This is a genomic window from Caulobacter sp. GW821-FHT09B11 (assembly GCF_059418205.1).
On record NZ_JBWKPK010000032.1, the window covers coordinates 58,320 to 69,489 of the forward strand.

Sequence of the window (11,170 nt, forward strand, 5' to 3'; positions counted from 1 at the left end):
CTCGAGCCTGTAATGGTCCTCATCCTGAGCCTGTCGAAGGACGAGGACCACGCACCGAGGCTGAACCTAGTTCCCAGCGCCTTCCTGCAGCGCCCGGGTCACGCCGTTGGTCCAGCCGAAGCCGTCCTGAAGCGGATACTCCCCGCCCCCGCCGGCCTTGGCCTCCTCGACGTCGTACTTCTCCAGCATCTTGCCGCTGGCCCGGTACTCGCGCTCGACCGTCGCCAGCCAGCGATCCGAGATGTCGGACGCCAGGGCGTTCTCGCCGTAGCGGCGCAGTCCGGCGACGGCGACCCATTGCAGGGGCGCCCAGCCGTTGGGGGTGTCCCACTGCTGGCCGGTGCGACGGGTGGTGGTGCGCAGGCCCCCTTGGGCCAGCAGCTGCGCCCGGGTCGCCGCCACCACCGCCTTGGCCTGGTCGGCCGAGGCCGCGCCGACGAACAGCGGATAGAGGGTCGCGGCGCTGAGGGCGTCGATCCGCTCAGCCCCGGTCCACAGATAGTCGAGATAGACCCCGCGCGCGGCGTCCCACAGCACCGCGTCCATGGCCGCCTTGCGGGCCTTGGCCCGGCCGTCGAATTCGGCGACGCAAGGCGCGTCGGCGATGCGGGCGCAGCCGGCCGAGATCGCCGTCTCCAAGCCGTACAGCAGGCTGTTGAGATCGACGGGCACGATCGCCGTCGTGCGGATGGTCTTCAGATGCTCGCCGTCAGCCATCCAGCGCGAGGAGAAGTCCCAGCCGCTCTCGGCCCCGGCCCGCAGGTCGCGGAAGACGTCGCCGGGCGGACGTCCGGTGGCCAGCGAGGCCTCGCGGGCGGTTTCCAGGTCTTCGCGGTAGGACTCGTCGCGCGGCGTGACGCGGTCGTCGTAGTAGCGGTTCAGCACCGCCCCACCGGGCAGGGCGACGACCCGACGATACGCCTTGCCCGGCGCCACGGTCTTCTCGCCGTCCATCCAGAAGGCGTGCTCGCGCCGCATCAGGTCGACCCGCGCCTTGACCACCGCCGGATCGCTCGCCTCGGACAGGCCGACCATGGCGTAGAAGAACGGCGGCTGCGAGCGGCTGAGATAGTAGGTGCGGGCGCCGTTGGGGATGTGACCGTAGGCGTCGACCAGGCCGCCGAAGTCGTCGATCATGCTCTCGACCAGGTCGCTCCGCCCGTCGAGCTTCAGGCCCAGCATCGTGAAGTAGCTGTCCCAGTAGTAGATCTCGCGAAAGCGCCCGCCGGGCACGACGAAGGGCTTGGCCATGGCCAGGGCCGAGCCGCCGGCCACGGGCCTGACGGGCTCGCGCGTCAGGTGCGGCCACAGGGCGGCGACGTGGGCCTTGAGGGTCGTGCGCTCGGCGCTGGGCGCGGGCGTCGCCCCGGCCTCGGGCACGACGAAGTTGGCGCGCACGAAGCGCTTCAGTTCGGCGTCGGTGAAGCGGGCATGGGCGCGGTAGGCCTTCAGGATCGCGGCAGGGTCCCGCTTGGGCGTGGCGTCGACGAAGGTCTTGCCGTCCGGGAACAGCCGCCGCGTCTGCACCTGGTGGAAAAGCTCCTGGTAGGTGTCGGCCGGGGTCGGAACTTCCGCCGCCGGGGTCTGCGCCAGGGCGAGCGGCGCCAGCGCCGTCCAGGCCGCGGCGGAAACGACGGCGAGCAGGCGGGCGCGGATCATCGGGGCCTCATCGAGAAAAAGGACGCATCGAACAAAAAGAACGCGGGCCGGCAGGGAGGAAGGCCGGCCCGCGCGCAGGAACGCTATGGTTCAGAGAACCCGCGAGATCGTCAGAAGTTGTAGCCGACGCTCAGGCGCACCGACCGGCCCAGGATCGGCCGGGCGTTGGCGCCGCTGGTCGAGCGCGGATCGCCTTCGGTCAGGCCGTGGCTGTCGGTGAGATTGTCGCCGGCGACCTGCACGTCGAAGGCGCCCACCCGGAAGATCGCGCCCAGATCGAGCTTCTCGTAGCCCTTCAGCACCTGGGTGTTGGCGTTGTCGGCGTAGCGGTCGTCGACGGCGCTGAGCGTGCCGTAGAAGGTGGCGTCCACCGTGCCCAGCGCGACGTCCCAGCTGGGGGTGAAGCGGACCTGCCAGTCGGGCTGGCGCTGGGCGCTGTTGCCGGCGTTGGCCGGGATCGAGGACTGCTTGATCTCGGTCTTCTGGAAGGTGCCGTTCAGGGCCAGCGACAGGCCGAAGTCCGACTTCCAGCGGCCGTCCAGCTCGACGCCGTGGGCCTTGTTGGTGTTGCTTTCCTGGATGCCGCCGACGTCGGCGAACTTGGCGCCCTTGAATTCGTTGGCGAAGCCGGTGGCGTAGAGCTCGAACGGTCCGCTGCGCAGCTTGTAGCCCAGCTCGTACTGGTCGACCTTGAGGGTGTCGGTCAGGTTTTCGCGGAAGTTGTCGAAGCTGGGGAACTTGTAGCCGCGCGAATAGCGCACGAAGACGCCCGAGACCTCGTTGAGGTCGTAGTTGGCGCCGGCCGTGTAGGACGTCTTGCTGTGGCTGTAGTCGGTGGTGCGGATGGCCAGGCCGTCCGGATAGCCGTTGCCGTCGTCGACGACATAGTCGGTCTTGAACCGCTCGCGGCGCGCGCCCAGGTCGATACGCAGCTTCTCGGTCGCCTGCCAGGAGTCGGCCAGGTAGAGAGCGTCCACCCGCCCGTCGCCGGCCGAGACCAGGCCGTAGTTCCAGCAGCCCGAGCCGCTGCCGGCCGTGGCCAGGTTGGCGCAGGTGATCCCCGTCGCCAGGTAGTCGCCGTTGGCCTTGACCTGCATCGGGCGGAAATTGCCGATCGTCCAGAAGTCGTCCGACGAAAAGCTGGAGGCGTAGTAGCCGGCCGAAAGTTCGTGCGTTCCGAAGCTCTTGGAGACGCTGAAGTCGTTGGTCAGCGCCTCGATCTCCTTCTCGACGATCCAGGCGCCCCAGTTCTGCACGTAGTCGCTGGAGCCGAGGGTCGCGCCGCCGCGCGTGGTCACGGCCGAGCCGGTCACCGCCGCCACCGAGGCGGCCGTCACCGCCCCGCCGTCGGGCACGAGGCCGTAGGTGTTGGCGTCGCCCTTGGTGAAGCTGAAGCGGTCACGCACCGTCCAGCCGTCGCCGAACTCGTGCTCGAAGCTGCCGCCGACCACGTAGCCCTTCCAGCCGCGGCCATCGGCCAGGTCGAACTGCCGGGTCGTGCCGTCGGCATGGACCTGGAGGGTCTGGTGGCGCGAAAGCTCGCCGATCTGGGTGTAGGTCCCCTTGTCGACGCCGGGCACGTTGATGGCGAACGGCAGGTACCAGGCGCCGTGGTCGTCGGTGGCGCGGGCGTAGAGGTTGATCTTGCCGTTCTCCAGCTTCCTGGTGAGGTTCACCGTGAACTGCTGGCCCTTCTCGCTGTCGAACTGGGTGTCGCGCACGCCGGGCGAGCGGGAGACGTAGCCGCCGACCATGAAGAACAGGTCGTCGGCCAGCTTGCCGCTGACCACGCCGTCGACGCGGCGCAGGCCGTAGTCGGAGGTCGAGGCCCTGATCAGGCCCTTGGTGTCATCGCCGCCTTCCTTGAGCATGAAGTTGGTCGTCAGGCCCGGCTGGCCGTTGGAGAAGATCGGGTTGGGGCCGCCGCGCAGGGCCTCCATCCGCGAGATGGTCTCGTCGACGCGGAAGATCGACGAGTTCTCCAGGAACGACAGGGTCGAGGGCGGATAGATCGGCGCGCCCTGCAGCTGGATGGTCAGGAACTCGGCGTCGCCCGTCGCGGGGAAGCCGCGCACGAAGACGTTGGCGCCGGCCACGCCGCCCGAGGTCTCGACCCAGACGCCGGGCACCAGGGCCAGCAGCTCGGCGCTGGACTTGGGCGAGGCCTTGGTGATGTCGGCGGCGTTGATCGTGCTGACCGCGAAGCTGGCCGACAGCTTGTCGATGCCCGCGCCGCCGGGGGTGCCGACGACGATGACTTCCTCGACCTCGGACGGCGCTTCAGGCGGGGCGGCCTGCGGCTCGGCGGCGACGGCCGGCGAAGCCTGGGCCGTGGCGCTGGCGGCCACCAGCAAGCCGCGGCCACGGATGGCGTAGACGCCGCTGGCCGTGGGCTGGGCCACCATGTCCGAGCCGGCCAGCAGGCGCTTGAGGCCCTCTTCGGTCGAATAGCTGCCCTTCAGGCCGGCGCTGCGCTTGCCGCGCAGCTGGGTCTCGTCGAAGGCCAGCTGCTGGCCCGACGTACGACCAAAGGCCCGCAGGGCGCCGCCCAGGTCCTGGGCCGGAATGTCGAAGCTGTAGGTCGCGCGCGCCTGGGCGTAGCCGGCGGTCGGCGCGGTCAGGGCCGCCAGCACGGCGGCGGTAGCGGTGGCGCCCCAGACGAGGCGGCGGTCGAAGCTCTTGCGCATCACTTCCCTCCCTCGCGCCGATCATTGTTCTTTGGCGGCGCTTTGGTGAGTGAGACGCCTCAGTCTGCGGAAGACTCACCAGCGCCGCTGATCTTTTTTTGCCCCCGATCGATCCGCAGCACGGTTTCACCCGACGCCGGCTCGGCCCGCACCGGCAGCACGGCCGTCACGCCGTCGACGAAGGCCCGGGTGTCGCCCGAGGTGAAGACGCCGCTGATCTTCAGCCGGCTCACGGCCGGATCGGCGATCCGCAGCTTCTCGCGGGCGTAGCGGTTCACCCGCTCGACGGCCAGATCCATGGGCTCGTCCTGGAACACCAGCTGGCCGCTCTCCCACGAGGCCGCGCGCGCCGGATCGGTGGGCGAGACCACCGTCGTGTCCGAAGTCGTCGAGGCCACCAGCTCGTGGTCGGGCGTCAACAGCCGCTCGGCCGGCGCGCCATCGACCTTGACCGTGGGCGGCGGACGGCCGCGAGCCCCCTCCCCGTCCAGCACCGCCACATGGCCCTCGTAGAGCACCACGCGCATCTGGCCGGGCAGCTTCTCGACGCTGAAGGTGGTGCCGGTCGCAACGACGAGCTTGCCGTCGGCGGCCACCGAGAACGGCCGCAGCGGATCCTTGGCCACCGAGAACTTGGCGCGGCCCTCGTCCAGCCACAGCCGCCGACGGCCGCCGTCGTAGCGCACGCGCAGCACGGTGGCGGCGTCCAGCGAAGCGCGCGAGCCGTCGGGCAGTTCGACGATGCGCCGCTCGCCCTCTGTGGTGCGATAGACGTCGGGCAGGCTGGCGCGCCAGGCGAGCCCGCCGCCGGCCAGGGCCGCGACGAAGCAGGCGGCCAGCGCCCCGCCGATCACCGCGCGACGGCCCGGCTTGCGCGACCAGCGACTGCGCTGGGCCCGGCGCAGGTCCTCCAGCGCCTCGCCGCGCAGGGCCACCATGCCGGGGCTCATCGCTTGCTCTTCGACGGCGCGCCAGGCGCCGACCGCGTCGTCCAGCAGGGCGCGGTGCTCGGGATCGGCGGCGAACCAGGCTTCCAGCTCGGCGTGCTCGGCGCTCGTCAACTCGCCCTCGGCCAGGCGCACGCACCAGGCGGCGGCCACGTCCAGGGCCTCTTCGTACGGGGCGCCGGCGGCGTCCGGGGTCATGTCGTCGGAACCGTTCATTCGCCGGCCCTCGTGCGACGCGTCAGATGGCCCATGGCCTTGAGGATATGCTTCTGCACGCCGCTGGTGGTCATGCCGTAGAGCTGCGCCAGTTCGGCCTGCTTCATGCCCTCCAGGCGGAACAGCAGGAAGATGGCGCGGGTGCGGTCGGGCAGTTCGCGCAAGGCGTCCGACACCTCGCCCAGCCGCTCGCGCCCCATCAGCACGCGGGCGGGATCCAGCGGCTCCAGGTCGATCGGCTCGGCGCGGACGGCGGCGTTGTAGCTCGACCGCACCCGCTCGCGACGCGCCCGGTCACGCAGCAGGTTGGCGGCCATCTGGAAGATGTAGGCGTCGGCGTTGTCCATGGTCCTGCCGGCCTCGGTGAGGGCCAGCTTGGCGAACAGCTCCTGGGTCATGTCTTCGGCGTCGCTGTGGCTGGCGGCGCGACGCATGAAGAACGCCATCAGCGCGGGCCGATAGCGCCGATCGAGGCTTCCCAGGTCATGTTCGCTTTTCGGCCGCACGGTCCGTCTCGACAAGGTTTCCCGGAGTGCATGACGCACATCCTCGCCTGAGGCACACCGAACAACGACGATTTTTCTTCAGAGCGCCGTCAGAGCGCGTGAGTGACGCGCTTGAGCCAGGTGCGCAGCGGCGTCTCCACCCAGCGCCAGGCCGCCCACGAGGCCGCCGGCAGCACGAAGAAGGCCAGCACGCAGAACCACAGCGGCAGGTCGCGCTTCCAGCCGTTCGGATAGATCGAGATCATCACGTACCAGAACGCCCAGTGCAGGGCGTAGAGCGGATACGACACCCCGCCCAGCCGCTCGCACCAGCGCGCCAGCCGGCCGCCAGGATCGAAGGCGCCCAGCAGCACCAGGACCGGGAACAGCAGGGTCGCGCAGGCGAAGTCGTAGAGGCCGTTGGCGACGCGCGTCGGCCAGACCGGCAGGACCAGCACGGTCAGGAGCAGCACCGCCGGAACCCAGGTCTTGCGGGGCGAGAAACTGGCCCGATGCCGCCAGCACAGCCAGCCGATGGCGAAGGGGAACGAGGCGCGCAGCACGCCCAGGCCGAAGGTCGCCTGGTCCCAGCCGGTCTGCAGCCCGCCCATGCCGACGGCGACGAACAGCAGGGCCGCGCCCGACAGCAGCACGAACATGATGATCGCCATGTCGGGCGCGCGGCGCAGCGGGAACCAGGCGAGACTCACCAGCACCTCCAGGCACAGCGACCAGGCCAGCGGGTTGAACGGGAACAGCGACGGGAACGTCCCCGCCTCCATCGGCGCGAACTTGGGGATCAGCAGCAGGCCCTTGAGGAAGTCGATCACGGTCTCGACGCTCGGCCGGCCCGTCAGCAGCGCCCCGGCCACGGTGGCGATGAACAGCATCGGCCAGACCCGCACCCAGCGGGCGACCAGATAGGGCCAGAACCCGATCCGCCGCCGCTCGAAGGCGTGGGCCAGCACGAAACCGCTGAGACAGAAGAAGAAATCGACGGCCAGGTAGCCGTGCGCGAAATGGCCCCGCCGGCCCGACCAGTCGGCGATGTGGTAGAGCAGCACGCCCAGCGCCGCGACGCCACGCAGCCCGTCGAGCGCGGTGAATCGTCCTTCGTCCTTGGTCGTCGCAAGCGTCACCAAGCGGTGGTGTCATGGTGCGGGAGAAGGGGCAAGGGTTGCTCCCCCTATTCTCCGCTCCCCAAACTCGTCATCCCGGAAGCCGCGAAGCGGCTATCCGGGACCCAGGGGACTGGGCTCGGCGGCGGGCTCAGGCTGCCTGCTGTCGCCAGCGCGTTGCGGCGGCCCCTGGGTCCCGGCTCTACGCTTCGCTCCGGCCGGGATGACGAAAGGGGGGAGCGCGATGGTGATCACCCCAGCCGCTTGATCGCCGCCTTCAACGGCTTGGCCGCCTCGGCGTAATCCGCCCAGGCCGTGCTCCTGGCGATCAGGTCCGGCGCCGTGCGGATCGTGAAGCGCGAGGGATCCAGCCCCGCCTTCACCTGCGTCCAGTTCAGCGGCATCGACACCGTCGCCCCCGGCCGGGCGCGGACCGACAGCGGGGCCACCGCCGTGCTTGTGCGGTCGTTGCGCAGGTAGTCGAGGAAGATCTTCCCGGCCCGCGCCTTCTTGCTCATGGTGATTAGGTAGCGGTCGGGCTCATCGGCGGCCAGGCGGGCGCAGACCTCGCGGGCGAAGGCCTTGGCCTGGTCCCAGGGAACCTTGTCCGACAGCGGCGTGACCACGTGCAGCCCCTTGCCGCCGGTGGTCTTGCAGAAGCTGACCAGACCTAGCTCCTCCAGGCGGTCGCGCATCTCCCGCGCCGCCTCGATCACCGCCTCGAACCCGACCTCCGGCGCGGGATCAAGGTCGAAGACAAGCCGGCCGGCGACTTCGGGATCGCCCGGTTGGCAGTTCCAGGGATGGATTTCGACGGCGGCGATCTGGGCGGCGGCGACCAGGGCCTCGACGCGATCGAACCGGATGTAGGGCTGGCGGTCGCCGCTGACGGTCACCGTCTCGATCAGCGACGACATCCCGCGCATGGCGTGGCGCTGGAAGAAGGTCTCGCCGTCGATGCCGTCGGGAACGCGGATCACCGAGGCCGGCCGGCCCTGGATGTGCGGCAGCATCCAGTCGCCGACGGCGGCGTAGTAGCGGGCCAGATCCAGCTTGGTCCCCGGCTCGCCGTCGCCGGCGTCGGGCCACAGGGCCTTGTCGGGCTTGGAGATCGGCACGCCCAGCACGACGCTTTCGCCCTTGGACGTGGCGGTTTTCACGGCCTTCGGCGTAGGCTCGGCCAGCTCCGCCTTTGCGGCCGGCACGGCGTCGGCCTCAACCTCCGAAGCCGGCTTGTCCTCGCGCAGGCCCTTGAAGGCGGCCTGGCGGATCGCGCCCTCGCCGGTGAAGCCGGCATATTCGATCTCGGCCACGAGCTTGGGCTTCACCCAGTGAATGTTGGCGGCCGCCTTGGGTGCGCCCTCGCCTTCGAACGGCGAGCGGTCGGTCTCCAGCGCCTTCAGCTTCGGCAGCAGCCTGGCGACCTTGTCCTTGCCGAAGCCCGTGCCGATGCGGCCGACATGCACCAACTTGCCGCCCCGCATCACGCCGGCGATCAGCGAGCGGAAAGCCGTTCCCGTCGTCGTCCAGCCGCCGATCACCACCTCGTGCCCGGCTCGGCACTTGGACTTGGTCCAGGTCTCGCTGCGGCCCGAGCGGTAGGTCGCGTCCAGCCGCTTGGAGATGATGCCTTCCAAGTCCAGCTTACAGGCCGACAGCAGCACCGCGTCGCCCGCCGTCTCGAAGTGATCGACATAGCGCAGCCGGGCATCGTCCTGCCCCAGCAGCGCCTTCAGCCGCGTCTTGCGCTCGCGCAGGGTCTGGGAGCGCAGGTCCTCGCTCCCTTCGAACAAAAGGTCGAAGGCGAAGAAGATGATCTCGCCCTCGCCGCCCTCGGCCTCCCCTACCTCAGCTAGGGCCGCCTGCAGGGCCGCGAAGTCGGGCTGGCCGGCCTCGTCCAGCACCACGGCCTCGCCGTCGATCAGGGCGTCGGGCAGGTCGGCGGCGGCCTCGGCGACGCCCGCGAACTTGTCCGTCCAATCCAGGCCCTTGCGGGTGCGCAGCACCGCCCGGCCGTCCTCGATGCGCAACTGCAGGCGATAGCCGTCGAACTTGATCTCGTGCGCCCAGCCCGCCCCGGCCGGCGGCCGCTCGACCGACTTGCACAGCTGCGGCTCGACGAAGTCGGGCATGGCGGCCGGCTTGTCCTTGGATTTAGCGGCGGCCTTCTTCGGCGCGGTCTTGGCCTTCGCGGCCGGCTCGAAGCTGCGGGTCTCCTCGGCCTCCCTGACCAGCGCCTCGCGTTCGGCCTTGGTGCGGGATTTCCAGACGGCGTCGGCCGTGCCCTTGGTCTTCAGGATGAACGGCTTGGGCGACCTGCCCTTGCCGGCGGCGATGTCGGCCATGCTTCGGTCCGAGGCGATCGAGCGGTCCTCATCGAGGATCGCCGCGCCCTCGCCCGGCCGCGCAGCCTCGTCATGGTGCTTGATCAGAAGCCAGTTGCTGCGCTTTCCCTTTCCGTCCTTGGCGTTACGGTCCCAGTTCATCCGCACCAGCACCCAGCCGCCGTGCAGCCGCTCGCCCTCCAGCACGAACTTCAGCTCGCCCTTCTTCAGGGCCTTGCCGATGTCCTCGAAGCCCGGCTCCGGCGCCCAGAAGCCGCGATCCCACAGCTGCACCGTGCCGCCGCCGTACTGGCCCTTGGGAATGGTCCCCTCGAAGTCGCCGTAGTCGAGCGGATGGTCCTCGACCTCGACCGACAGCCGCTTGTCGGCCGGGTCCAGCGACGGACCCTTGGTCACCGCCCACGACTTCAAAACGCCGTCGATCTCCAGCCGGAAGTCGTAGTGCAGCCGCGTGGCGTCGTGCTTCTGGATGACGAATCGCAGGTGCGGCGCGGCCGCCACCGCCCGCTCGCCGCTGGGTTCGGCGGTCTTCTGGAAATCGCGCTTGCGGCGATACTCGGCCAGTTGCGGCTGCGTCATTTCCCGTTCCTCCGGTGAAAACAAGAGTCTTCGAGTTCGAGAACGGTTCCCCTGACCCTTCCGACGTGTTTCAGTGGACCAATTGTCAATGACACCGGTTTCCATTAGAGACAGCGCAGGTCCGATCAACGGACCGGCATTGAGTAATTCGAGGGAGGGTACGCGGCGTGACCGTTTCTGAGGCGCAGAGCGACCTATTCGCACCGGCGTCCATCGCCCCCCAATTCGTCGAAGCTCGCCGCAAGGGCGTCTCGGTTCCCGGCTATCCCGGCGGGGCCCTGCCCCAGACCATGGCCGACGGCTATGCGGTGCAGGACATCGCCATCGACCTGTGGCCCGACGAGCTGGTCGGCTGGAAGGTCGGCCTCGTACCGCCGCAGCACCGCGAGCGCCTGGGCGTCGATCGCCTGGCCGGCTGCATCTTCAAGAACAATGTCTGGGACGCGGCCGCCGAGCCGACCCCGTTCCGCTCCATCGCCGGCGGCTTCACCGCCGTCGAGGCCGAGTTCATCATCCGCCTGTCCAAGGACGCCCCCGAGGGCAAGACCGAGTGGACCGCCGAAGAAGCCGCCGACTACGTGGGCGAGCTGATCCTCGGCGTCGAGATCGCCGGCAGCCCGCTGAAGACCATCAACGAACTGGGCCCGCCCATCGTGGTCTCCGACTTCGGCAACAACGACGGCCAGATCCTGGGTCCGGTCATCGAGAACTGGCGCGAACTGGGCTGGGACGCCATGCCGGCCGAGACCTTCATCAACGGCGTCAGCGTCGGCAAGGGCGGCGCGGCCTCGATCCCCGGCTCGCCGCTGGCGGCCCTGGCCTTCCTGCTGGGCCACGTCGCCTCGCGCGGTCGCCCGCTGAAGAAGGGCATGATCGTCACCACCGGCGCCAGCACCGGCATTCACGACATCGCCGCCGGCGAGGAATCGACCGTAAGCTTCGGCCCGCTGGGCGAGGTGCGCTGCAAGGCGGTCCCCGCCTGACGGGACCCTGCGTCCCAGGTCGAACAACGAAAACAAAACTAGGGTAAGGAAGACGACGTCGATGGACATCCCCGCGGCTCCCGCGCCATCCGAGAAGATCGGTCGCTATCGCTGGGTGATCGTCAGCCTGCTGTTCGCGGCGATGGTCATC

8 protein-coding genes are annotated in these 11,170 nt (G+C 69.6%); 2 read left to right on the forward strand and 6 right to left on the reverse strand.

Annotated elements, in window-relative coordinates; genetic code table 11:
• Positions 1–66 precede the first annotated feature (66 nt).
• From treF to ligD, 6 genes are all read right to left on the reverse strand, one after another.
• Positions 67–1,659, reverse strand: coding sequence for an alpha,alpha-trehalase TreF (treF, locus tag AC07N1_RS20770; protein WP_494673519.1), 1,593 nt, complete (start codon positions 1,657–1,659; stop codon positions 67–69).
• A gap of 110 nt (positions 1,660–1,769) precedes the next feature.
• Positions 1,770–4,346: a TonB-dependent receptor gene (locus tag AC07N1_RS20775; protein WP_494673520.1), complete on the reverse strand. Its 2,577-nt coding sequence runs from the start codon at positions 4,344–4,346 to the stop codon at positions 1,770–1,772.
• A 59-nt stretch (positions 4,347–4,405) separates the two neighbouring features.
• A complete protein-coding gene (locus AC07N1_RS20780; RefSeq protein ID WP_494673521.1) occupies positions 4,406–5,509 on the reverse strand; it encodes a FecR family protein in 1,104 nt (367 codons plus the stop codon).
• Positions 5,506–5,943 carry an RNA polymerase sigma factor gene (locus AC07N1_RS20785; RefSeq protein ID WP_494673522.1) on the reverse strand — a complete coding sequence of 146 codons (438 nt, stop codon included), beginning with the start codon at positions 5,941–5,943 and terminating at the stop codon, positions 5,506–5,508. The genes AC07N1_RS20780 and AC07N1_RS20785 overlap by 4 nt, the downstream gene beginning before the upstream one ends.
• Before the next feature lie 161 nt (positions 5,944–6,104).
• The gene (locus AC07N1_RS20790; protein ID WP_494673523.1) at positions 6,105–7,133 is read right to left on the reverse strand and encodes an acyltransferase family protein; all 1,029 of its coding nucleotides are present in this window, start codon (positions 7,131–7,133) and stop codon (positions 6,105–6,107) included.
• A 230-nt stretch (positions 7,134–7,363) separates the two neighbouring features.
• The gene (ligD, locus tag AC07N1_RS20795; RefSeq protein WP_494673524.1) at positions 7,364–10,036 is read right to left on the reverse strand and encodes a DNA ligase D; all 2,673 of its coding nucleotides are present in this window, start codon (positions 10,034–10,036) and stop codon (positions 7,364–7,366) included.
• Positions 10,037–10,203: 167 nt separating this feature from the next.
• On the opposite strand from ligD, the gene AC07N1_RS20800 reads away from it, so the two are divergent.
• Both AC07N1_RS20800 and AC07N1_RS20805 read left to right on the forward strand, forming a co-directional pair.
• Complete coding sequence (locus tag AC07N1_RS20800) at positions 10,204–11,019, forward strand: 2-keto-4-pentenoate hydratase (RefSeq protein ID WP_494673525.1); 816 nt, start codon at positions 10,204–10,206, stop codon at positions 11,017–11,019.
• A gap of 61 nt (positions 11,020–11,080) precedes the next feature.
• A partial coding sequence (locus AC07N1_RS20805; protein ID WP_494673527.1) for a hypothetical protein occupies positions 11,081–11,170 on the forward strand: 90 nt, incomplete at its 3' end.

Bases quoted from the DNA above. Each gene is read 5' to 3' on its own strand.
- treF (WP_494673519.1), bottom strand. From the start codon at position 1,659: ATGATCCGCGCCCGCCTGCTCGCCGTCGTTTCCGCCGCGGCCTGGACG.
- ligD (WP_494673524.1), bottom strand. From the start codon at position 10,036: ATGACGCAGCCGCAACTGGCCGAGTATCGCCGCAAGCGCGATTTCCAG.
- AC07N1_RS20780 (WP_494673521.1), bottom strand. From the start codon at position 5,509: ATGAACGGTTCCGACGACATGACCCCGGACGCCGCCGGCGCCCCGTAC.
- AC07N1_RS20785 (WP_494673522.1), bottom strand. From the start codon at position 5,943: ATGCGTCGCGCCGCCAGCCACAGCGACGCCGAAGACATGACCCAGGAG.
- AC07N1_RS20775 (WP_494673520.1), bottom strand. From the start codon at position 4,346: ATGCGCAAGAGCTTCGACCGCCGCCTCGTCTGGGGCGCCACCGCTACC.